The 22,053-nt window shown below is 61.1% G+C and carries 18 protein-coding genes; 7 read left to right on the forward strand and 11 right to left on the reverse strand.

Going from position 1 to position 22,053, the window contains the following annotated elements:
- The first annotated feature begins 469 nt into the window (after positions 1–469).
- Entirely contained in the window at positions 470–1,594 is a 1,125-nt protein-coding gene (locus ACLD1Y_RS18450) for an IS481 family transposase (protein ID WP_429479283.1), read from the forward strand.
- A 381-nt stretch (positions 1,595–1,975) separates the two neighbouring features.
- Here the strand turns inward: ACLD1Y_RS18450 and ACLD1Y_RS18455 are convergent, their stop codons facing one another.
- The 6 genes from ACLD1Y_RS18455 to ACLD1Y_RS18480 all read right to left on the reverse strand — a co-directional run bounded on the left by ACLD1Y_RS18455 (position 1,976) and on the right by ACLD1Y_RS18480 (position 10,891).
- Complete coding sequence (locus ACLD1Y_RS18455; protein ID WP_429479284.1) at positions 1,976–4,417, reverse strand: penicillin acylase family protein; 2,442 nt, start codon at positions 4,415–4,417, stop codon at positions 1,976–1,978.
- 230 nt (positions 4,418–4,647) lie between these two features.
- On the reverse strand, positions 4,648–5,292 hold the full coding sequence (locus ACLD1Y_RS18460; RefSeq protein WP_429479285.1) for a glutathione S-transferase N-terminal domain-containing protein: 645 nt from the start codon (positions 5,290–5,292) through the stop codon (positions 4,648–4,650).
- Positions 5,293–5,385: 93 nt separating this feature from the next.
- Positions 5,386–6,171 (reverse strand): ABC transporter ATP-binding protein, encoded by a 786-nt coding sequence (locus ACLD1Y_RS18465; RefSeq protein WP_429479286.1) that lies wholly within the window; start codon positions 6,169–6,171, stop codon positions 5,386–5,388.
- On the reverse strand, positions 6,168–7,226 hold the full coding sequence (locus tag ACLD1Y_RS18470) for a FecCD family ABC transporter permease (protein ID WP_429479287.1): 1,059 nt from the start codon (positions 7,224–7,226) through the stop codon (positions 6,168–6,170). Before ACLD1Y_RS18470 ends, ACLD1Y_RS18465 begins: the two co-directional genes overlap by 4 nt.
- A 130-nt stretch (positions 7,227–7,356) precedes the next feature.
- Positions 7,357–8,484: an ABC transporter substrate-binding protein gene (locus tag ACLD1Y_RS18475; protein ID WP_429479288.1), complete on the reverse strand. Its 1,128-nt coding sequence runs from the start codon at positions 8,482–8,484 to the stop codon at positions 7,357–7,359.
- A gap of 25 nt (positions 8,485–8,509) precedes the next feature.
- A complete protein-coding gene (locus tag ACLD1Y_RS18480; protein ID WP_429479474.1) occupies positions 8,510–10,891 on the reverse strand; it encodes a TonB-dependent receptor in 2,382 nt (793 codons plus the stop codon).
- A 210-nt stretch (positions 10,892–11,101) separates the two neighbouring features.
- On the opposite strand from ACLD1Y_RS18480, the gene ACLD1Y_RS18485 reads away from it, so the two are divergent.
- Complete coding sequence (locus ACLD1Y_RS18485; protein WP_429479289.1) at positions 11,102–11,812, forward strand: response regulator; 711 nt, start codon at positions 11,102–11,104, stop codon at positions 11,810–11,812.
- Positions 11,809–13,194, forward strand: a complete 1,386-nt coding sequence (locus tag ACLD1Y_RS18490; protein ID WP_429479290.1) for an ATP-binding protein — start codon at positions 11,809–11,811, stop codon at positions 13,192–13,194. The genes ACLD1Y_RS18485 and ACLD1Y_RS18490 overlap by 4 nt, the downstream gene beginning before the upstream one ends.
- A gap of 145 nt (positions 13,195–13,339) precedes the next feature.
- Here ACLD1Y_RS18490 and ACLD1Y_RS18495 read toward each other — a convergent pair whose 3' ends face one another.
- From ACLD1Y_RS18495 to ACLD1Y_RS18510, 4 genes are read right to left on the reverse strand one after another with little or no spacing between them, the layout of a single operon-like run.
- Entirely contained in the window at positions 13,340–13,546 is a 207-nt protein-coding gene (locus ACLD1Y_RS18495; RefSeq protein ID WP_034137262.1) for an SEC-C metal-binding domain-containing protein, read from the reverse strand.
- Positions 13,543–14,025, reverse strand: coding sequence for an LEA type 2 family protein (locus ACLD1Y_RS18500; protein WP_429479291.1), 483 nt, complete (start codon positions 14,023–14,025; stop codon positions 13,543–13,545). The genes ACLD1Y_RS18495 and ACLD1Y_RS18500 overlap by 4 nt, the downstream gene beginning before the upstream one ends.
- 18 nt (positions 14,026–14,043) lie before the next feature.
- Positions 14,044–14,514 (reverse strand): YchJ family protein, encoded by a 471-nt coding sequence (locus ACLD1Y_RS18505; RefSeq protein WP_135310924.1) that lies wholly within the window; start codon positions 14,512–14,514, stop codon positions 14,044–14,046.
- 4 nt (positions 14,515–14,518) lie between these two features.
- Positions 14,519–15,016, reverse strand: coding sequence for a DUF6231 family protein (locus tag ACLD1Y_RS18510; RefSeq protein ID WP_429479292.1), 498 nt, complete (start codon positions 15,014–15,016; stop codon positions 14,519–14,521).
- Between the two features lie 190 nt (positions 15,017–15,206).
- Here ACLD1Y_RS18510 and ACLD1Y_RS18515 point away from each other — a divergent pair, with 190 nt between their 5' ends.
- Positions 15,207–15,902, forward strand: a complete 696-nt coding sequence (locus ACLD1Y_RS18515) for an OmpA family protein (protein WP_429479293.1) — start codon at positions 15,207–15,209, stop codon at positions 15,900–15,902.
- A gap of 172 nt (positions 15,903–16,074) precedes the next feature.
- Positions 16,075–16,833 (forward strand): collagen-like protein, encoded by a 759-nt coding sequence (locus tag ACLD1Y_RS18520; protein ID WP_429479294.1) that lies wholly within the window; start codon positions 16,075–16,077, stop codon positions 16,831–16,833.
- 107 nt (positions 16,834–16,940) lie between these two features.
- On the opposite strand, the gene ACLD1Y_RS18525 is transcribed toward ACLD1Y_RS18520, so the two are convergent.
- Entirely contained in the window at positions 16,941–17,405 is a 465-nt protein-coding gene (locus tag ACLD1Y_RS18525) for a CopD family protein (protein WP_429479295.1), read from the reverse strand.
- Between the two features lie 99 nt (positions 17,406–17,504).
- Between ACLD1Y_RS18525 and dinG the strand changes: the two genes are divergently transcribed.
- Together dinG and ACLD1Y_RS18535 are read left to right on the forward strand one after the other, a co-directional pair.
- Positions 17,505–19,649: an ATP-dependent DNA helicase DinG gene (gene dinG / locus ACLD1Y_RS18530; RefSeq protein WP_429479296.1), complete on the forward strand. Its 2,145-nt coding sequence runs from the start codon at positions 17,505–17,507 to the stop codon at positions 19,647–19,649.
- Positions 19,650–19,737: 88 nt separating this feature from the next.
- On the forward strand, positions 19,738–22,035 hold the full coding sequence (locus ACLD1Y_RS18535) for a beta-galactosidase (protein ID WP_429479297.1): 2,298 nt from the start codon (positions 19,738–19,740) through the stop codon (positions 22,033–22,035).
- The last annotated feature ends 18 nt before the right edge of the window (positions 22,036–22,053 follow it).

Genomic DNA, 22,053 nt, shown 5'->3' on the forward strand with positions numbered 1-22,053 from the left:
GGTGGGGCGAAGTCTCCCACGGTCTGTACTGGCTAGAGTCAGATGCTGGCTTTTAGTCCCACCACCCCTACAAGTCTAACCATACAAGCTGGCTTGCCTGCGATGAGCATAGGTATCTACACAACGATTGAACCTGACCGACCCCGAAGCTCTGGCTCTGGCTTTTGATTTGGCTTTTGATCTTGATCTAAGCGCCCCGTTAAACCACGCTGGCCGAACGCAGGCTTGAATCCGTGGGTAACCCGGCAGGACGCCGGGTTAGCCGCACTGGGCCATGGATGGCCCATTGCGGCGGCCCACGGATTCAAGCCGGAGTGAGGGCACACCGAGCCTAGGCGAGGTGCCGAGTGGTGGGGCAAGAGCCCTTTGCTTACTTTGGGGCTTTTTGTACGGACCGGACACATGGTTGACGGGTGTACGGGGACATGGTGGACACTTTGCGGCGAGTCAACTTCGCCGGAAAGCCATCATGCCTTGGACTACGAGAGACGCCATGAGCCTGAAACAAGAGTTCGTTGCCTTAGCACGGCAACCCGGTAGCAACAAACGTGAGCTATGTCGACGATTCGGTATCAGCCCGCAAACAGCGTACAAGTGGCTCAAACGCTACGAGGCGCTGGGTCAGCCTGGCCTGCAAGAGAAGTCCCGCAGACCAGCGAATAGCCCCAAGCTGACCCAGACAGCGTTGGAGACACAAGTCATCGAGCTTAGACAGGCTCATCCGGCATGGGGTGGACGCACAATCAGTAGCCTGCTGGAAAAGCGCATCGCTCCCAGCACCGTCACCAATGTCTTGCATCGGCATGGCCTGATTCAACCGCCTCAGAAGGAACATGCGGCGACACTGCGATTTGAACACGACGCGCCTAATGATCTTTGGCAGATGGATTTCAAAGGGCATTTCGCACTGCAACAAGGTCGATGCCACCCCCTGACTCTGTTGGACGACCACTCCCGGTTCAGCCTAGCCATTGAGGCCTGTGACAATGAACGGGCAGCCACGGTGAAGGAGAAGATGATCGAGGTTTTTCAGCGCTATGGCTTGCCGGTTCGGATCAACGTCGATAACGGTCCTCCCTGGGGCTCGCCACGCAATCCGGGTGAGGTTTCAGAGCTGAGTATCTGGCTGATTCGCCTTGGAATCCGCATCAGCTTCAGCCGCCCTCACCACCCTCAGACCAATGGAAAGATCGAGCGTTTCCACCGCTCGCTCAAAGCAGAAGTGCTTGATGGGCGGTACTTTTCCACACTGATGGACGCTCAATCGGCTTTTGATCAATGGCGTGAGGTTTATAACCTGCAGCGTCCTCATCAGGCGCTGGGCTACAAGGTACCTATGGACCGCTATCGGAGCAGCTCTTGGGCGTATCCACGGCAACTGTCGGAGTTTGAATACGGCCCAGATGATGTGCTGGCCAAGGTGTATGACAGTCGATTTCGCTTTCAGAAACGCTACTTCAGCATCGCCAAAGGTCTGCGTGGACAACACATCGCAATACGCCCTAACGCTGAAAGAGATGGCTTGTTTGACGTCTACTTCTGCCATCAATTTCTACGGACCTTCGACGTGAATAACCCTGACTACGGGGCATAATGTGTCCACCATGTCCCCGCACAGGTGTCAACCATGTGTCCGGTCCGTACAGGCTTTTCCAAAGTGAGCCGCCGTAAGGGCGGAACCCTAAGTAGCCGTTACCCAAATAACGGATATGTACTCCGACCACCCCCCTGTAGCGCCTGACACATAGCTATCGCAGGCAAGCCAGCTCCCACATTAGACCGGTGTACATCCAGCAAAACTCAGCCGCAGGACAGGCCGCCTTCGCGAGCAAGCCCGCTCCCACAGGTCCAGCGCAAGACTCAAAGTTGTGTAGATACCTATGCTGCGATGAGGTCCTGTCAGTCATTCTTTCAGTGACTGAAACGCCGCCATCGCAGGCAAGCCAGCTCCCACATTTTGATCCGGTTTATGCAGTTACTTACCGGGGGTCAGGGTCAACCGAGCCTTGCCATACACCTTCTCAAAGTTCTGCGGCTGCATCGGGAAGCTCAAGTATTGCGCCTTGAGCGACGGGTCGATGCCATTGGCATAGTTCGGGCTGGCGGGGTTGCCGGATTGGCCGATGCCGCCTTGGCCCATCATCGGCTCTACCTGCCCGAAGTCGACGATCATGCGCAGCGCCGGCACCTGGGTGGTGTTGAAGTCCTGGCCCCAGTTGTACGGCGAAGGGTTCAAGGTGTTGTGGTCGCCGCCGGAGGCCAGCGGGCCGCGAATCACTTGGCCATTGCTGTTCTTCCACGTGGTGCTGTGCAACTTGCCCCACTGCCAGGCCTTGTGATCAGCGCCCAGTTGGCTGTCGCCAGCAGTGATGGCGGCGGCCAGGCTACGGGCCAGGATCGCCGGTTTATCTTCTTTTTGCGAGGTGCGCACGTCATCCCAGAACGGGCTGTCTTCGCGGCCCAGCAGGTGGTCGGCCTGGGCGGCGTAGGACAGGCTGGCGTTGCTGACAAATGCCTTCCAGCTGGCGCTGTTTTCCGGACCAAGCTCGTCGAGGAAGATCTGCTTGGTGCTTTCCTGCAGGAACAGTTCGTACAGCGCGGCGTCGGCGGAGGTCGACACCAGGCGGCCATCAAACGCCATCAGGCGATTAAGCGCCTCACGCGCCTTGGCCTGTTCGGCCGCTGGCAGCGCATCAATCGCCTGTTTCAGCGGTTGGGCCATGCCCGGTGCCTGGAACATGGTCTTGAGCTTGGCGGCAAAAGTAGTGGTCTGGTCGTACTGCATGGCGATCATGCTGCGGTTGTCGTGCTTGCTAGCATTGGCCAATTGCGCCAGGCGCTCGCTGCGCTCCGGTGCATCCCATGAGTTGGACAGCTGCATGCCATAGCCGCGCGGTGCGGTGCGTTGGTTGGCAGTGCCGATCCAGCCTTGGGCCGGGTCTTGGTCGTACGGGTGCAGCATCGCGTCGGCGTAGCCGTCCCAGTCAAACCGCGCATCCCAGCCCGGCGACGGCAGCAGGCCTTCGCCTTCGCGGCGGTTGGGGAAGCGACCGGTGACTTGCCAGCCGATGTTGCTGGCGTCGGCGAACAGCATGTTCAGCGGGATGGCGCGAATTTCGCGGGTGGCGTCCGAGGCTTTGGCGACGTTTTGCGCGCGGGACAGGTCGAAGAACGCGTCCAGGCTCTTGTCGTCCTTGAAGTCGGCGGTTTGCAGGGCCAGGCCCAAGCCGGTGGTCAGCGCCTGGCTGCTGTTGAGCAGGGCGCCGTGGCGGGTTTCGTACACCACTTCGCGAATCGAGCGTTGGCCTTTGACGAAGAAGGTTTCGTTACGTACGCCGGCAGGTAGCCATTTGCCGTTGTTCTCGTAGTACAGCGCGCTGCCTTGGCGTTTGACCTTTTCCAGGAACAGGTCCTGGGTGTCGCCCTTGACCGTACTCATGCTCCACGCCACCTTGCCGTTGAAGCCGGACAACAGGGTTGGCAAACCGGCAATCGATGCACCTACTGCCTGGTATTTCGGTGCACGGATCTGCACGTAGTTCCACGGCGACGGCGCCTGTGGCTGGGCGGCCAGGTCACCCGCCAACAGGCTTTTGCCGCTGCGGCTGCGTTGCGGGCCGATGGCCCAGTTGCTCGATGTGGTAACCGCCAGGGAATTGAGGCTGCTCAGTTGCTGGGTGACGGCATCCAGACCGGCCAGGCCGGTGATCTGGCTCAGGGCCACGCCTTTGAGTTTCTCGGCTTCGGCCAGCGGGATCGCTTCATCCGGGGCGCTTGGGGTGAGCCAGGCGAGTTTGTCGACACCGACTTTTTGCGCCAGCACCAGGGACGCAATCTCTTCTTGCAGGTTGGCCGACTCGCTGAAATTCAGCAGGCAGAACAACAGCGCCGAATCTTCTGGCTTCCAGTACTCAGGCTTGTAGCCGGTCTGGGCCAGGTCTGGCGGCAGCTTGTCGCGGTAGCGGAACAGATAGGCGTTGACGCCACGGGCATACACCTCAAAGAAGCGCTTGAGACGCGGGCTTGAGGCGTTGTACAGCTCGCCGGCGCTTTTTTTCAGGTTGACCGCCCGCATGAAACGGTCGACATCCAGCACCTGCGGCCCCGACATTTCCGCTAAACGGCCCTGAGCCAGCAGGCGCAGGGTGACCATCTGGGTGATGCGGTCACTGGCGTGCACATAGCCGAGGCTGAACAGCGCGTCGTGGAAGGTGTTGCTTTCAATCAGCGGCATGCCTTGGGCATTGCGGCGCACCGACACGTTTTGTGCCAGGCCTTTGATCGGTTGCACGCCGGCAACCGGCGGCAAGGTGTCCTGGGTGCTCTGGAGTTGGCAACCGGCCAGGCTTAATGCACTGGCCACTGCCGCGGCAACGCCGAACCGGGGAAGAAAATGTGAGAGGGCTGGCGAGGCCATGGCAAAGCTCCTGCGGGGGGTAGCGTCAGTAAAGGCGCTACGTTAGTGAGCGCGGCGATACGACGCAAGCGGGAGTTTTGGCAATTGGATGAGAACTTAAGACGGGTGGAGATTTAAGTGTGGGAGCGGGCTTGCTCGCGAATGCGGTGGGTCAATCACATCTGCATTGACTGATCCACCGCATTCGCGAGCAAGCCCGCTCCCACATTTAGACCCTGTACGACTTAAGATCAGGACTTCGGCGGGTTCACTTTCTGCACCAACTCATACGCCCGCACCGTCGCCGGCCGCTCCTTGATGCTGTTAAACCAGCGATGCAGATGCGGGAAATCTTCCAACCGCTGGCTTTGCCACTTGTGGGAAACAATCCACGGGTAGATCGCCATATCGGCAATGCTGTAGGTCTCGCCCGCGACAAAAGCACGATCCGCCAGGCGCCGATCCAGCACGCCATACAGGCGCGCGGTTTCGTCGACATAGCGCTTGATCGCGTAGGGGATCTTCTCCGGTGCGAATTGGCTGAAATGGTGGTTCTGACCTGCCATCGGCCCCAACCCACCCATTTGCCAGAACAACCATTGCAGGGTTTCTTGGCGACCGCGTAGGTCTTGTGGAATGAACTGGCCGGTTTTTTCCGCGAGGTACAACAGGATGGCGCCGGACTCAAATAGCGAAAGTGGCGTGCCACCGTCGATCGGGTTGTGATCGACGATGGCCGGGATGCGGTTATTGGGAGCGATCTTCAGGAAGTCTGGCTTGAACTGGTCGCCCTGGCCGATGTTGATCGGGTGTACCTCGTAGGGCAGGCCGGCTTCTTCCAGGAACAGTGACACTTTGTGACCGTTGGGGGTTGTCCAGTAATACAGGTCGATCATGAAGCTCTCCAATTGAGCGAATGCCTGTAGGTATAGGTGATGCTGGGTGTACGAAAATTCAATGAAACATTTGCGCATACCCTTAGAAGCAAATCACACGGCCCCATCCACCAATACCTGCAACGACTGCTGGGAGCAGCGCTCGATGCGCGCCCGCACGCGGTACACCTCGGCAAACAGCAGCGGGTCGAGCACGTCATCGGCGGCACCGCTGGCATACAGGCGGCCTTGGCGCAACACGGCGATACGGTCGGCAAAACGCGCTGCGAGGTTGATGTCGTGCAGCACCACCACGGCGATCAGGTTGTGTTCGCGCACCAGGTCGCGCACGCAGTCCATCACTTTCAATTGGTAATTGAGGTCGAGGGCGCTGGTGGGCTCGTCCAGCAACATCACTTGGGGGCGGCGCGCGATCAGTTGGGCAAGGCTGACCAGTTGGCGCTGGCCACCGGACAAGGTGCTCAACAGTTGATCGGCCAAGTGGGCAATGCCGATGCGCTGCAAGGCCTCGAACGCTTCACGCAGGCACGCGTCGCTGGACAGTGGGATGCCGTCCACATTGGCCACGCGCAATGCGGCGATCACACTTTCCATCACGCTCAGGCTCAAGCCCGGCGGCAGGTTTTGCGGCATATAGGTGACGCGCCGTGCACGTTCGGCCACGGACATCGCCGACAGGTCGAGGTCACCCAGTCGCACAACGCCTTGCATCTTTTCCAGCCCGGCCACGGCGCGCAACAAGGTCGACTTGCCGGCACCATTGGGGCCGATCAAGGCGGTCAGGCTGCCGTGGGGCAAGGTGGGCAAACTCAGGTCATGCACGATCTGCCGCCGGCCATAACTGACATTGGCGTGGTGGATGCTCAACCCTTTGCTCATAACTGCCTCCCGCGCTTGAACACCAACACGACAAAAATCGGCACGCCCACCAACGCGGTGACAATGCCTACCGGTACGATCACGCCGGGCATGATCAACTTGCTGGCAATCGACGACAGCGACAGCAGCAACGCCCCGGTCAAGGCGCTGGCCGGCAGCAGGAAGCGTTGGTCTTCGCCCACCAGAATCCGCGCGATATGCGGACCCACCAGGCCGATAAATCCGATAGTGCCTACAAACGCCACGGCGGTGGCCGACAACAAGCTGATGCGCAACAACGAGAAAAACCGCAGGCGTTTCACATCCACGCCAAAACTTTGCGCACGGTCTTCGCCCATGCGCAGCAGGGTCAGGCGCGGCGCGGCGGTGAAGGAAAACGGCAGCACCACTGCGACCACCAGGGCCAGGATGCTCAGTTTGTCCCAGTTGGCGCGGGTGACACTGCCCAAGGTCCAGAACACCAGTTGTTGCAGCACATCTTCGGTGGCCACCAGTTGCAGCAAGGCCACCACCGCATTGCAACTGAACACCAGGGCGATGCCGAACAGCACCAGGCTTTCTACCCCGGCGCCGCGCAGGCGTGACATGGCTTGCAGCAAAAACACCGAGGCCGCCGCGAAGATGAAGGCAGAGATAGAGATTGCGGTGTTGGCCGACACCCACAGCGTGGTCACCGGAAACACGATCACCAGGGACGCACCCAAGGCCGCCGCCGATGACACGCCCAAGGTAAACGGGCTGGCCAGCGGGTTATTCAAAATGGCCTGCATCTCGGCCCCGGCCAACGACAGTGCGCAACCCACCAGCACTGCCATCAGTGCGTAGGGCAGGCGTACGTTCCAGATGATGACCTGGTCGGTGGCGCTCAAGTGGGACGGGTGCACAATTCCGTCGAGCAAGGCCAGGAGCCCCATGCCCGATGGGCCGCTGGCCAGGTCCACCAGGATGGCGCAGACCAGTGCGGTGCCGAGCGCGGCCAGCAGCCAGGCACGCCGTGCGAGCAGGCGGCGGTAGCCGTGGGTGGCGCTGGCGAGGTCGAGGGTTTGAGTGGTCATGAGGTTCACACGGTTTCAAAAGCAATGGAGATCTAAATGTGGGAGCGGGCTTGCTCGCGAATGCGTAGTGTCAGTCACTGAATAGTTGCCTGAACCACCGCTTTCGCGAGCAAGCCCGCTCCCACATGGTTTACCGCGTTTCTGCAGTGACCTTGGTGTCGATCCAGTAGGCACCCTGCAACGGCATCCCCAGGAACTGCTCGTTTATCTGTTCCATGGTCGCCTGCGGGTCCAGCTTGGCGAACACCTGCGGGTGCACCCACTTGGCCAACGCTTCAATCGCCAGCAGGTTGTACGGCGAGTTGTAAAAGTCATGCCACAGGCCGTGGGCATTGCCTTCGCGAATAGCACGCAGGTTGGCGAATTCTGGACGCGCCAGCACCCGGTCAAATGCTTCGCGGGCTTCATCGGTGGTTACGCCAGCCCCCAGGATCAACCCCGGCTTGTGGTTGCCGGTGGCGACATACACATCCGGATCAGCCTTCAGCGCGTACTCCACGCTGATATCTCCCAGCGCCCCCGGCACCACATCGGCGGCGATGTTGCGCCCGCCCACCAGCTTGATCACTTCACCCATGCCGCTCTTGCCGGTGGTGTGCCCCGGTGCTTGCCAGGCGCCGGCCAGCAGTTCGAGGAACACACTGGGGCGCGGGCCCGCAGGCAAAGTGGCCACGGCGTCGGTGATGACCTTGATGTGCGCATCATAGAAATCCAGGAACGCCTTGGCCTGATCTTCGCGCCCCAATGCCTGGCCCAGCGCGTTCATGCTGGTGTGGGTGCCTTGCACCGGGTTGATGCGAAAGTCGACGAACAACACCGGAATGCCGGCCTTGGCTAGCACATCGGCGACCGGGCTGTGTTCGGTGGGGCCGTGGCCGGAAATGCTGAACACTGCCAGGTCCGGTTTAAGCGAGAGGATTTCCTCGGCGCTCACGCTTTGTTCCGACGCCTGGCCGATCAGGGGGATGTCTTTTACTGTCGGGAATTTCGCGACGTAGGCGTTGTAGGTGTGCTGGTCCAGCAGCTTCATATCGTTCTGCCAGCCGACGATGCGCTGGAACGGCGCATCGCGGTCGAGCAAGGCAAAGGCCGAAATCAGCCGGCCTTCACCGAGGACAACGCGCTTTACGTTGTCGGTGACTTCGACCTTGCGGCCCAGCACATCGGTGACTTGCTGTGCGGCAGCGGTTTCGGCATGGCCAAGGACCAGCGCGGCAAACAGCACGCCGAGTTTGAGCAGTTGACGGGGTGTGCGCATGGCAAGGGCTCCTGATACGGGAAATTTAGAATTCATAATCGACGCTGGCGGTGAGGGTGCGCCCGGCGCCGGGGATGCCGTAGAGCTGGAAGCCGTCGAGGGAGGCGCCGACCTGGCTGTAATAGAACGTGTTGAACACGTTGTTGAGGTTGAGGTTGACCGTGGTGTCCTTGTTCACCTTGTATTGCGCGGCCACGTTGCTCAGCCAGTAGCCAGGGGCTTTTTCGTGGTCGCGGGTGTAGATCGCGTAAACGCCGGAGGCGCCGCTGGCGTAGCTGCTGTTGTTGTTCAAGCCCCCGACGTACTTGTTGTCGGTGTAGCGGCGTCGGCCCACGTATTGCTCGCCGTAGCTCAGGCTCAGGGCGTCGGTGACGGCGTAGGTGGTCCACAGGTTGGCGGTGAGGTCAGGCACGTTCTTGGCTTCGGCGCCTTTGTTGATGCCTTTGGTCTGCACACTTTTCAGGGCCGAGAAACCGCTGTAGGCGGTCCAGCGCGGGGTGATATTGCCTTGCAGGCCCAACTCGATACCGTCTACACGCTTGGCCGGCAGCGCACGTACCGGGGCTGATTCGCCGTCCTGGTATTCCCAGGAGTTCTCCAGCTCGGTGCGAAAGATCGCCGCCGTGACGTTCAGCATGTCGTGGGCGATGTCCCACTTGGTGCCCAGCTCGTAGGTCTTGGATTTGGCCGGGCTGTAATTGCTGGTGCTTGCAGCACCGTAGATCTGGTTGTTGGTGGACGCGCCGAGTGCCGAGGGTTGTGCCGCTTCGCTGTAGGACGCGTAGATGCTGCCGTTGGGCAACGGCTTGAACACTGCGCCCACCCGACCGCTGACCGCACCGTCGCTGCTGCTAGTAGTGGCCTGGCCGCGTTGGCGGGTTTCGGCCTGCCAGTTGTCGTAGCGCAGCGAGCCCAACACTTGCCATTGATCGTTGAGGGTGACGGTGTCGCCCAGGTAGATGCCAGCGTTGTCGATCACCGAGCGTGGCTCGCCGACGCCTTTGGTGACATAGGTGCTGGCGAAGCTATGACTGGGGTTGCTCATGTCGAACAGCATGTTGCCGTCCGGCACTTCGGCGTTGCGTTTCAGGCCGCCGTAGGTCTCGTGGTAGAACTCCAGGCCCGAGACCACGGCGTGTTGCAGGCTGGCGGTATTGAACTTGAAGCTGAAGTCGGTCTGGTTATCCAGGATGGTGTAGCGCTTGGACAAACCAAAGTCGCTGCCACGCAGGATGCCGTAGGCGGTGTTGCTGTTATTCACGTAGTCCGTGTAGGCATTCACCGTGCTGCCCGGCACTTGGCTGATCGGGCCTACACCGGTGTAGCCCAAGGTCGCACAGCGGGTGCCGGTGCAGGTTTTACCGCCGCTGGCGCTGGCGGCGAAAAAACGTGCCGGGGACAGCACGGCGAAGTTGTCGCTGCGTTCCCAGCGGGTCTGGTTACGCAGGTTGGCGTCATTCCAGTCGAAGTCGTGCTCGAAACGTGCGGTCAGCGAGGTGGTTTTGTTTTCTTGGGTGTAGAGGCTGGAGTCGCCGTACCAGTTGGAGCGTTTCACGCCGGGCATGCGGTCGCCGTTGGTGCCGCGCTGGATGGGCACGCCGCCGTCCGGGGTGTTGGTGTCTTTCTGGTAGAAGGTGTCGATGAAAAAGCGCGTGTCGGTGCCCAGGCCAAAGCCGAACGAGGTGGCGATGCCCCAGCGGTCGTAGTCCACATCGTCGCGCTCGGACACTTGGTTGTAGTGCTTCATCAGGTTGACGCGTACGGCGGTGGTGTCGTTCAGCTGTTTATTCAGGTCGGCGGTGAGGCGGCGGTACGCGTCGGTGCCGATACCGGCGGACACTCGGTTGGCATCACCCAGGTGCGCTTCTTTGCTCACCAGGTTGACGCTGCCGCCCACGGCGGAAACCCCGGACTCGATGGAGCCGGTGCCCTTGAACACTTCGGCCTGTTGCAGGTTGAAGGTGTCAGTGCGGGTGGACATGCCGGCATCGCGCACGCCGTCCACGGTCAGGCTTTGTTCGGACGAGAAGCCGCGGATCGAAAACAGATCGCCCCAGCCCAGGTTGCCTTCACCGGACATAAAGGTGATGCCTGGCACGTTGCGCAGCACTTCCTGCAGGGTTTGCGCGTTTTGTTCCTTGAGCACCTGCTGGGGCACGATGGTCACGCTTTGCGGCGCATCCAACAGCGGCTGGCTGATTTTTGTCGAGGTGACCCGGTCGACCTTGAAGGTGGAAGTGGCTTCGCCGTCGACCTTGATTTCCGGCAGGCTCAGCACCGAGTCATTCGTGGTAGCGCTGGTGGCGTCGGCCCAGGCAACCGGGGTTACGCTGCCTGCGGCAAGCAAGCCGAACATCGGGGCCAGGGTATTTTGCAGCGCATGGCTACGGGGTGTGGGCAATGTGATGGACGGTGGCATAGGATACATCCGAGTCTAAATTACAATTACTCTCATTTAGGTTCGGTAGTCTAAAGAGCGATTTCACCTGCCATGCCCTGGCTTTGTATCGCTGATGCGTGATTATCGGTTCCTACAACATTCCATTACATTTGCGTACACAGCTGGCTGAACTTTCGGCTATTTGCTGCGTTTTATAGTTTTTCGGATTGACTGCCCATGGCCAAGCAAGACCACCTCCTGATCGTCGATGACGACCCGCAAATCCGCCAGTTGCTCTGCGACTACCTGAGCGATGCCGGCTTCCAGGTCTCCACCGCCGCCGATGGCAAGGAGATGCGTCGGCGCCTGGAATTGAATGTCATCGACCTGATTGTCCTCGACCTGATGCTGCCCGGCGAAGACGGCCTGAGCCTGTGCCGCGAACTGCGGGTAAGTTCCAACACGCCGGTGGTGATGCTCACCGCCAAGGGCTCGCTGATCGACCGTATCGTCGGGCTGGAAATCGGTGCCGACGACTACCTGCCCAAGCCGTTCGACCCCCGTGAGTTGCTGGTGCGCATCAAGGTGGTGCTGCGCCGTGTGCAGAGTTTTCCCGACCGGGCGCGCTTGGATGAGGCGCCGAGCATTCACTTTGCCGGCTGGCAACTGGACACGCGGGCGCGGCAATTACTGTCGCCGGACGGGGTGGTGGTCAGCCTGGGCAACTCGGATTACCGCGTGCTGCGCCTGTTGTTGCAGCATCCCAATCGGCCCCTGAGCCGCGACTTTTTGCTCAACCATGTGTTCGACAAAGACAGCACGCCGTTCGACCGTTCCATCGACGTGTGCGTCAGCCGCTTGCGCTCACAACTGCCGGCCGGGTTGATCAAGACGGTGCGCAACGAGGGTTACATGCTCACCGCCGACGACGTGGCGCTGGAGTCGTGAGACTGCTGCCGCGTTCGCTGTTCGGTCGGTTGGTGCTGATTTTGGTCAGCGGCATGCTTGCGGCCCAAGCCCTGACCAGCAGCATCTGGTACGACCGCCGCCATGGCCAGGTGCTGGAAATTCCCGCACGGCTGATCGCCACGCGGCTGGCCGACATAGTGCGCCTGGTGCACAGCGACCCGCAGCAGGCTGATCAACTGATCAAGCTGCTCGACAGCCCACACTTTCATCTGACCCTGAGCGATCAGGCCAGCGCGGTGCCCAGCAGCTTGCACGACAGTGACCGGCCTACGGAGCGATTGCTTAAAAAGGTACTGTCGGAGAAAACCGGTTACTCCCAGACCCTGATTCTTTTGCAACTGTCCCTGGTGGACGGTGAAGGGCAAACCGCCGGGCTCTCCACCTTGCTCGGCTCCAAGCCGGTGGTGGGGCAATTCCTGATCGACCTGCGCCTGCCGGATGGGCGTTGGTTGCAGGTGGATGCTCGCGAGGAACAGGGCTGGACCAGCACCTCGCCGCTGGACCTGTTGTTCGACTATGTGATGCGCATTTATCTGCTGCGGGTGTTGGTGCTGGTGGTGATTGCCCTGGTGGCGGTGCGCCTGGCCATCCGCCCGCTCAACGCCTTGGCCAAGGCGGCCGAAGCGTTGGGGCGCGACATCCAGCGCCCGCCGTTATCAGAAGATGGTCCCACCGAAGTGCGCCGCGCCGCCCAGGCGTTTAATGCGATGCAGCAACGCCTGATCGCCAACATCGCCGAACGCACGCGCTTTCTCGCGGCGATTTCCCACGACCTGCGCTCACCCATCACACGCCTGCGCCTGCGCACCGAGATGCTTGATGACACCCGCACCCGTGAGCGTTTTCGCAGTGACCTGGAAGAAATGGAGCACATGGTTGCCAGCACACTGGATTTTGTCAGTAGCGGCGAAATCAACGAGGCGCGGCAAAATATCGATATCAATGCCTTGTTGCAAAGCCTGCAGGCGGATCTGGAAGACGTCGGCGAAAGCGTGCGCATCGAAGGCCGGGCGAAACAACCATTGCCGGGGTATGCGCGCAGCCTGAAACGGTGCGTGCAGAACCTGCTGGAAAACGCGGTGCGTTATGGCCGCGACGTGGTGGTGCGGGTCGAGGACCAGGCAGACAGCTTGAAGATCATCATCAGCGACCGGGGCCCGGGAATTTCCCAGGAACAGCTGGAGCAGGTGATGGAGCCGTTTTATCGGGTGGAGGGGTCACGCAATGCCGAGACCGGCGGGTATGGGTTGGGATTGAGCATTGCTCACACCATCGCCAGGGCGCATGAGGGGCGGTTGAGTTTGAGGAATCGGGAGGGTGGGGGGCTGGAAGTTGAGTTGCAGTTCCAACGCAAAACCTGAACTTGAAACGCGGTCCAATGTGGGAGCGGGCTTGCTCGCGAAAGCGGTGGGTCAGATATGAATCCAGTGACTGATTCACCGCATTCGCGAGCAAGCCCGCTCCCACACAAGCCCGTTTACACATTTGGATCTTGCGCGTGGCGTATTACGCCCCGTGGCACTTCTTGAATTTCTTCTCACTGCCGCACGGGCAAGGATCGTTGCGGCCAACGTCCTTCAACGCATTACGCACCGGCTCCTGGTGAGCGTGGCCGCAGTTCGGGCCGTGGACATGGCCGTGGTCGTGATCATGGTGATCGTGATCGTGATCGTGGTTGCAGTCAGGACCATGGACATGGGGTTGCTGAGTCATTGATGTCGCTCCGGAATAAAATCGCCGGGGATTATCTCGCCATTGTGGGCCACCTGCACGTCATAACCGATGAATAATCCGGTTTTGAGCTCGCCTTCCAAGCGATATGGCACGGGGTGGTCGGGTTTTTTCAGCATCTGCACCACATCGCGGATCTGTGGCCAGAGGTTGGTGCGCACCGATACCCGGAAAAATTTATGGCCCCGTGGCGGCACCGTGAGCCATTCATTGGACTCGCCTTCGGTCAGCACGAAATTTCCCAGAGTCACCTTGTAGATCAGGCCGCGCACGGTCAGGTCGTCGTCATCGCGGTTATCCACGCGAAAGTACAGCTTGAACTTCTGCTCCAGCAGCTTGGCCCGCACCACTTCGACTTTTACCAGGGATACGTGGGGCGGTGGCGCGTCGTCTTCGAACCAGGAGGCACAACCGGTGAGGGTCAGGGTAAACGCCAGCATCAAGCTGTAGATCCGAAGCATGGCGTCAGTCCTGTAGGGTCAGAGATAGCTGGAGCAACACTTCTTGAATTTCTGCCCACTGCCACACAGGCAGGCATCGTTGCGCCCGGCCTTCACCTCCACGGTCGGGTCGATGAAGTACCAGCGCCCGTCATTCTGTACGAAAGAAGACTGCTCGCGGTGGCTATGTTCGCCGGTGCTGTCATGCCAGCGTGCGGTAAAGGTCACGAACGCGTGTTCCGGCTGCCCGCCGAACACTTCCGAACTCTCCACTTCCAGGCCCAGCCAAGTGCTCTGGGCACTCCAGGCGCCGATGGCGTCGCGGTCCAGGCCAGCCTGTTGCGCGGGCAAGGTGGTCGCCACTAAGTAGTCCACCAACCCCAGCACGTAGGCGCTGTAGCGCGAACGCATCAGCGCGCTGGCGCAAGGTGCCGGGTGGCCGGCGTGATAATGGCCGCAGCAGGCATCCAGCAGGTTGCCACTGCCGCAGGGGCAAATGGATGTACTCATTGGGTTACCACCAATACTTTCCAAAATTTTCCGGGTTGGCCCAGAAGCGGGCGTTGAGCCAGTCCGGCACCTGTTTATAGTCAAGCAGATCGTAGGTAAACAGCGTCAGAACCTGTTCATCGCGCTGGAATCGCTCGCCGGCTTGTAGGGCCAGGGAGAAGAAGTCGGTGTCTTTCCAGTCGCAGGCGCCCAGGTCAACCAGCACGGCAATCCGGCTGGCATTGAGGTTGCGGATGCCGCCGAGCAGGGTCAGGCCTTGGGGTTTTGACAGGTGTTCCAGGCAGTCGACCACCAGTGCCAGGTCAAAACGCTGCGCCGCAAGCGCTGCCGGCAGCGGGCCGGGCGGGGCTACGGCGACTTGGGTGTCCGGGTGTGCGGCTTGAAAGGCTTCCAGCGCCGGGAACTGGCTGGCGCCCAGCAACAGCAGGCGTTTGGGCCGGTGTTGGTCGAGCAAGGCGGCCAAGGCTTGCTGGGGTGTACGAGAAGAAATACCAGCGGTCATCACAGATCCTCACATCAGGACCGTAGAGACTAGCGCGGCTGAGCGTGCTGGCCTAGAGCGGGTAATTGCGAAAAGCCAGCCATACAAGGCCATCCTCAATGAATCCGGGGGTATGGCCAACTGGCGCAGATGAAAAGAGCCGTCTTTACTCCACCCATCGGCCCCCGCCGATCCCCTCAGGAGAAATCAGATGAGCATCATGCGGACAGCTCTACCTTTGGTTCTGCTAACCGGAGTATTGACAGGTTGCGCAGGCTTGCAAAAAACCGATTGGCCCACCTGCGCCGCCGTGGGTGGTGTAACGGGCGCGGCACTGGGTGCCACCGAAAGTTCTTCATGGGCCGGCGGCGGCGCATTGGTGGTCGGCGGCCTGGCCGGTGCCTATTGCTGGGTGCACGGCGATGGTGACGAAGACGGCGACGGCGTACCGGACAGTCGCGACAAGTGCCCGGGCACGCCTAAAGGCGTGCCGGTGAATGCCGATGGTTGCCCGCCTGTGCCGGTAGCGGCAGTGGTTGAAGAGGTGGTCGTGGTCAAGGAGGAAACCATCGTGATCCGCGATGTGCACTTCCAGTTCGACTCGGCCAAGTTGACAGCGACGGATAAAACCAAGCTCGACACCATCGCCACCCGCCTGAAGCAAGAGGCCCCAGGCGCACAACTGCGGGTCAGTGGCCACACTGACAGTGTCGGCAAAGACGCCTACAACCAGAAACTCTCGGAAAAACGCGCGCACTCGGTCACCGATTACCTGATTGGTGCCGGTGTACCTCGCAGCAACTTTGTGTCCGTCACCGGTGCCGGTGAAAGCCATCCGGTCGCCGACAACAAAACCGCTGAGGGCCGTGCCCTGAACCGCCGCACAGAAATCCAGATCAACCGCTGACAGCCCTTGCCCCTGTGGGATCCACAGGGGCATTGCCGGTGGGCCCTCGCTGAACCTTCCCGTTTATTAACTTTTTTGAACCTTCACTGGCAAATCGCCGGTAGAAGTCGTTACTGTGCGTCCAAAGAAAAAACTAGAAATATTTTTTGAATGCACTTGAGGGAGCTCCACGATGCGCAAGGTTTTACTGTTGGCCCTGTTGGTCAGCCCCGTTGCCCTGGCCCAGAGCGTCAGTGTTGAAACCAACTCATTGATGCGCCTGCCCAGCAGCACCAGCGTGTTGCAACTGGAGCGTCTGGATGTGGCGGACTACGGCACTTTGCTGATTCCCGCCACCATCAGCCAAGTCACCGTGGATGAGCTGCACCTGGGGCGCGAAGCGCGCATCGCCATTGCTCCTGGCGGTACCGGGCTGCAACTGCAAGTGCGCCATGCGCAACTGGATCACGGCAGCCAGATCACCTCGCGCGGAGCCCCCGGCACCCATGAAAAACCCGCCAAGGCCGGACGTGACCTGACCTTGCGCATCAATTCCCTGACGGCAGAGCAGCTTTCGGTAGACGCCCGCGGCGGCGCCGGTGCCCAGGGGTATGCCGGGTTAGACGGCGCTAATGGCGTGGACCCAGGCTGCACCTGGGGTTCGGCCGGGCGTGGGGCCAATGGCGATAACGGCGGCGACGGCTTGCCAGGCGGTGCAGGGGCGCTGGTGCGGGTTGAACTGCCACAGAGCTTCCCGGCTGAACAGATCAAGGTCTGGGTGGACGGCGGTGCCGGCGGTTTGGCGGGCACGGCGGGCAAGCCTGGGCGCGGTGGGCAGTCCAAGGGCTGCCTGGTGTACCAGGCTGATGGCGGCGAGAAGGGCCGCCCTGGGTTGGAAGGGCAGCCGGGGCCTGCGGGGCCAGCGGGTGCTGTCACTATTCAGCGGCTCTGAGTCGTCTGGGCTGACGCTATCGCGGGCGAGCCCACTCCCACATTTGGTTTGTGAACACCTTTAAATGTGGGAGGGGGCTTGCCCCCGATGGCGGATTCAAGGTCGCCTCAGAACATCGGCCGGGCCGAAGCAATGGCTACCACCACCAACCCCACCATCAAATTAATCCCCACCAACCGACGAATCTGCCCCAACACCGCAGCCCCCACCGGCCAATCCTCAGCCGCCACCGCCGCTCGCAACTCCGGGAATTTCAACGCCTGGATACGGATAAACAGCGCTGTCATCACCACATACAACCCCATCATCACCTGCACATAACGCGGCGCGGTCTCAAACCCGCTAAAGCGCAGTTGCAGCAGGCCAATGCCGCTGATCGGCAAAACTGCCACCGCGACCCATACCCACACGAAAAAACGTTGAAACACATTTGCCCACAGCTTGAGCCGGGCAGGGCCCTCAAGTGCCGCCATTGCGGCGGGGCGCAGGATCATCCAGGCGAAAAACATACCGCCGACCCAGATCAGGGCGGCCAATACATGCAAGGTGTAGGCGAGGCTAAACGCGGTCATTGAAGTACTCCGTTCTGCGCGGGATTAATTAGCGGGGTATGATAGCGGCCGATCCGAACCACTGAAAATTTATCCAGCGTTTTTTGCGCCCGACTATCCATGATCAGCACTGAACTCAAAACCACGATCCAGGGCGCCTATTCGCGTTTTCTCGAAGCCAAGAGCTTGAAACCGCGCTACGGCCAACGCCTGATGATCGCCGAAGTGGCCAAGGTCCTCGGGGATATCGACACCGATGACGAAGGTCGGCGCAGTGGCGACCCTGCGGTCGTGGCCGTCGAAGCCGGCACCGGTACCGGCAAGACCGTCGCCTACAGCCTGGCCGCGATCCCCACCGCCAAGGCCGCCGGCAAGCGCCTGGTGATCGCCACCGCCACCGTCGCCCTGCAAGAGCAGATCGTCTACAAAGACCTGCCTGACTTGATGCGCAACAGCGGGCTGAATTTCACCTTCGCCCTGGCCAAGGGCCGTGGCCGCTACATGTGCCTGTCCAAGCTCGACGTACTGTTGCAGGAAGGCCACGCACAAACCGCCACGGCATCGCTGTTCGAAGAAGAAGGCTTCAAGATCGAAGTCGATGAAGTCAGCCAGAAGCTATTTACCAGCATGATCGAGAAGCTGGCCGGCAATAAGTGGGACGGCGACCGCGACAGCTGGCCCACCGCCCTGGAAGATTCCGACTGGGCGCGCCTGACCACCGACCACAGCCAATGCACCAACCGTCATTGCCCCAACTTCGGCCAATGCGCTTTTTATAAAGCCCGCGAAGGCATGGGTAAGGTCGACGTGATCGTCACCAACCACGACATGGTGCTGGCCGACCTGGCCCTGGGCGGCGGTGCCGTATTGCCCGACCCCCGCGACACCCTTTACGTGTTCGACGAAGGCCACCACCTGCCGGACAAAGCCATCGGCCACTTCGCCCACTACACCCGGCTGCGCTCCACCGCCGATTGGCTGGAGTCCACCGCCAAGAATCTCACCAAGTTGCTGGCCCAGCACCCGCTGCCGGGCGACCTGGGCAAGCTGATCGAACAAGTGCCGGAGCTGGCGCGGGAGATCAAGACCCAACAGCAGTTCATGTTCAGCGCCTGTGAGCAGGTGGCCGACTTCAAGCCCGGCGAAGACGTGGAAGGCCGTGAGCGGCCGCGTCATCGTTTCGTCGGTGGCTTGATCCCCGAGCATATGCGCGAAATGGGCATCGAGTTGAAGAAGGGCTTCTCACGCCTGACCGACCTGTTTACCCGCCTCACCGACCTGCTTAAAGAGGGCATGGACGGCGAGGTCAACATTGGCATCGCCAGCAACCAGGCCGAAGAATGGTACCCACTGTTCGGCAGCCTGTTGTCCCGCGCCCAAGGCAACTGGGAGCTGTGGACCGCCTTTACCGTGGAAGACCCGGAAGACAACCCGCCCATGGCGCGCTGGCTGACCCTGGCCGAAAGCGGGGCGCTGTTTGATATCGAAGTCAACGCCAGCCCCATCCTGGCTGCCGAGATGCTGCGCCGCAACTTATGGAACGTGGCCTACGGCTGCCTGGTGACCTCGGCCACGCTGACCGCCCTGGGCACTTTCGACCGCTTCCGTATGCGCGCCGGCCTGCCGAAAAAAGCCGTCACCGCCGTGGTGCCGAGCCCGTTCCATCACGCCGATGCCGGTGTGTTGCGGGTGCCAGACCTCAAGGCCGACCCGCGGGATGCAGCGGCCCACACCGCAGCAATTATCCGCGACCTGCCGGAATTGGTCGAAGGTTCACGCGGTACGTTGGTGTTGTTCTCATCGCGCAAGCAAATGCAGGACGTGTTCGACGGCCTCGACCGTGACTGGCGCAAGCAAGTGTTTATCCAGGGCAACCTGTCCAAGCAGGAAACCCTCAACAAGCACAAGGCGCGAGTGGACGGTGGCGATTCCAGCGTGCTGTTCGGCCTGGCCAGTTTCGCCGAAGGCGTGGACTTGCCCGGCGCCTACTGCGAACACGTGGTGATCGCCAAGATCCCGTTCTCGGTACCGGATGACCCCGTCGAAGCGGCCCTGGCCGAGTGGATCGAAGCGCGGGGTGGCAACCCCTTCATGGAAATCTCGGTGCCGGATGCTTCATTGAAGCTGGTGCAGGCCTGTGGACGCTTACTGCGTACCGAGGAAGACCGGGGCACCATCACCTTGCTCGACCGCCGTTTGGTCACCCAGCGCTATGGCAAAGCTATTCTTAATGCTCTGCCGCCGTTCAGGCGCGAAATTTCTTAAGCCACCGTGGGCGGTTTCGCCCACTTCGTGGTCTATCTCAATCATGTCATCAGGCCATTCACCGGCCGTCTGGGAGAACCTTGCTCGTATGATTCGCACGCTGCCCGCTCTTTTTGCTCTGTTGTTCGCTGCGCCCTTGATGGCCGCGCCTGCCGGGCAACAGACCCTGTTCAACTTCGTCCGGCCTGCCGATGTGGTCAAGGTCGCGACCCAGGACGCCAGCCTGCCGCAATACAACGCCGAACAAACCCCCGAAGGCGAGGTGTTGCGCCGCATCACCTTCAATCCGGCGGCCGAGCCGAGCCTGATGCTGAGCCCGCAGACCGGTGCCTGGGACTGGTCCCAATCCAGCGCCATGAGCCTGCGGATCCAGAGCGCCATGGACTGGGCGCTGACTCTTTACGTCAAGGTGCAGAGTGCCGACGGCAAGACCTTGCTCAGTCGTATCGACCTGCCGGCTGGCCCGGCCCAGACCCTGCTGATTCCGCTGCAAGCCAACTCGCCGCTGAGCCAGGGCATGAAGGCCGGGCCACCGATGCCGATTACCGTGGACGGCCAGCGCGTGTTGCTGGGCAGCAGCGCGGGTGAAATCGACCGCAGCCAGGTGGTTTCGGTCACCCTGTCGATGATCAAACCCAACGCCGCCCAGAGCATTCTGCTGGAGCGCTTCGGCGTGCAGGACGGCGAGCCGGTGCTCAAGGCCGCCTACAGCGAGTTGGTGGATGCCTACGGCCAATCCACCCGTTCGCGCTGGCCGGAGAAGGTCGGCAGCGACGAGCAACTCAAAGCCGGCGCGGCCAAGGAACAGCAACAGCTCCAGAGCTGGCTGGCCACACGGGATAAATCCGCTGTGGACCAATACGGCGGCTGGAACAAAGGCCCAGCCTTTGACGCCAGTGGGTTTTTCCGTACCGAGAAACGCGACGGTCGCTGGTACCTGGTGACGCCGGAAGGCCATCCGTTTTACTCCCTGGGAGTCAACACCGTGGCCCCGGACAACAGCCAGACCTACGTGGCGGGCCGTGAATGGATGTTTGCGGCACTGCCCAAACCTGGCGAGCCTTTTGATAAGTACTATGGCAGCAGCGACAACCGCACCGGCAACGGCGCGGGCGAAGGCCGCAGTTTTGGCGCCGGACGTTGGTATGACTTCTATGGTGCCAACCTGCAACGCACCTATGGCGGTGAGGGCTTCGACCAGAAACGCTGGGTAACCCACACCCTCGACCGCTTGCAGGCCTGGGGTTTCAACACCGTGGGCAACTGGAGCGACGAGGACCTGGCCACCGCCGACCGGGTGCCCTACACCTTGCCGCTATCAATTGTCGGCGACTACACCAGCATCAGCACCGGCACCGACTGGTGGGGCGGCATGCCCGACCCGTTCGACCCGCGCTTCGCCATGGCCACCGAGCGCGCCGTGGCCATTGCTGCCCGCGATCATCGCGACGATCCCTGGTTGATCGGTTTCTTTGCCGACAACGAACTGGCTTGGGCCGGTCCTGGCGATGATGCTAAATCCCGCTACGCCTTGGCTTACGGCACTTTGCGGATGACCACCGATGTACCGGCCAAGCGCGCGTTCCTCAAGCAGCTGCGCGACAAATACCGTAACGAAGGGGGGCTGTCCAAAGCCTGGGGCATTCACCTGGCTGGTTGGGAACTGATGGAAGACCCGGGTTTCGAGCCGCCGATGCCGAATGCCGAGCACCCGGAAATCGAAGCCGACTTCAAATTCTTCCAGAAGACGTTCGCCGACGCCTACTTCAAGACCATTTCCGACTCGCTCAAATGGCACGCGCCCAACCAATTGCTGTTGGGCGGCCGCTTTGCTGTGAGTACGCCGGAAGCGGTGGCGTCCTGTGCCCAGTATTGCGATGTGTTGAGCTTCAATATGTACACCCTCAAACCCCAGGACGGTTACGACTTCGCCGCCCTGCGCGCGCTGGACAAACCGGTACTGATCACCGAATTCAACTTTGGCTCCGCCGACCGTGGCCCGTTCTGGGGCGGCGTGACGCAATTGGCCAAGGAAGACGACCGCGCGGTGGCCTATGGCAACTTCCTTAAGCAGGCAATGGCCGAGCCGTCGATTGTCGGCGTGCATTGGTTCCAGTATCTGGACCAGCCTGTGACCGGTCGCTTGCTGGATGGGGAAAATGGCCATTTCGGCCTGGTGGGCATCACCGACGTGCCGTTCCAGGGCTTTGTCGACAGTGTGCGCAAAAGCAACCTGGCGGCGGTTGACCAACTGGGCAAGGAAGCCGAAAAGGCCAAGGCGTCCAGCGCCGTGCGTGAGGGTGAAGGCGGCAAAGGCGGGCATGACGGCAAAGGCGCGGGGCAGGGCGCTGGGCATGCCGGTGGACACTCCGGCAACGGCCATTGATTAAGGTTTGATGGGTTC

It is taken from the genome of Pseudomonas sp. 18175, assembly GCF_050432925.1.
In the GTDB taxonomy this organism is placed as follows: Bacteria; Pseudomonadota; Gammaproteobacteria; order Pseudomonadales; family Pseudomonadaceae; genus Aquipseudomonas.

Coding starts and splice junctions, on each gene's coding strand:
- ACLD1Y_RS18495 (WP_034137262.1), bottom strand. CDS start 13,546: ATGACTCAGCAACCCCATGTCCATGGTCCTGACTGCAACCACGATCAC.
- ACLD1Y_RS18515 (WP_429479293.1), top strand. CDS start 15,207: ATGAGCATCATGCGGACAGCTCTACCTTTGGTTCTGCTAACCGGAGTA.
- ACLD1Y_RS18500 (WP_429479291.1), bottom strand. CDS start 14,025: ATGCTTCGGATCTACAGCTTGATGCTGGCGTTTACCCTGACCCTCACC.
- ACLD1Y_RS18475 (WP_429479288.1), bottom strand. CDS start 8,484: ATGCGCACACCCCGTCAACTGCTCAAACTCGGCGTGCTGTTTGCCGCG.
- ACLD1Y_RS18525 (WP_429479295.1), bottom strand. CDS start 17,405: ATGACCGCGTTTAGCCTCGCCTACACCTTGCATGTATTGGCCGCCCTG.
- ACLD1Y_RS18465 (WP_429479286.1), bottom strand. CDS start 6,171: ATGAGCAAAGGGTTGAGCATCCACCACGCCAATGTCAGTTATGGCCGG.
- ACLD1Y_RS18470 (WP_429479287.1), bottom strand. CDS start 7,226: ATGACCACTCAAACCCTCGACCTCGCCAGCGCCACCCACGGCTACCGC.
- dinG (WP_429479296.1), top strand. CDS start 17,505: ATGATCAGCACTGAACTCAAAACCACGATCCAGGGCGCCTATTCGCGT.
- ACLD1Y_RS18520 (WP_429479294.1), top strand. CDS start 16,075: ATGCGCAAGGTTTTACTGTTGGCCCTGTTGGTCAGCCCCGTTGCCCTG.
- ACLD1Y_RS18455 (WP_429479284.1), bottom strand. CDS start 4,417: ATGGCCTCGCCAGCCCTCTCACATTTTCTTCCCCGGTTCGGCGTTGCC.
- ACLD1Y_RS18535 (WP_429479297.1), top strand. CDS start 19,738: ATGATTCGCACGCTGCCCGCTCTTTTTGCTCTGTTGTTCGCTGCGCCC.
- ACLD1Y_RS18460 (WP_429479285.1), bottom strand. CDS start 5,292: ATGATCGACCTGTATTACTGGACAACCCCCAACGGTCACAAAGTGTCA.
- ACLD1Y_RS18485 (WP_429479289.1), top strand. CDS start 11,102: ATGGCCAAGCAAGACCACCTCCTGATCGTCGATGACGACCCGCAAATC.
- ACLD1Y_RS18450 (WP_429479283.1), top strand. CDS start 470: ATGCCTTGGACTACGAGAGACGCCATGAGCCTGAAACAAGAGTTCGTT.
- ACLD1Y_RS18510 (WP_429479292.1), bottom strand. CDS start 15,016: ATGACCGCTGGTATTTCTTCTCGTACACCCCAGCAAGCCTTGGCCGCC.
- ACLD1Y_RS18505 (WP_135310924.1), bottom strand. CDS start 14,514: ATGAGTACATCCATTTGCCCCTGCGGCAGTGGCAACCTGCTGGATGCC.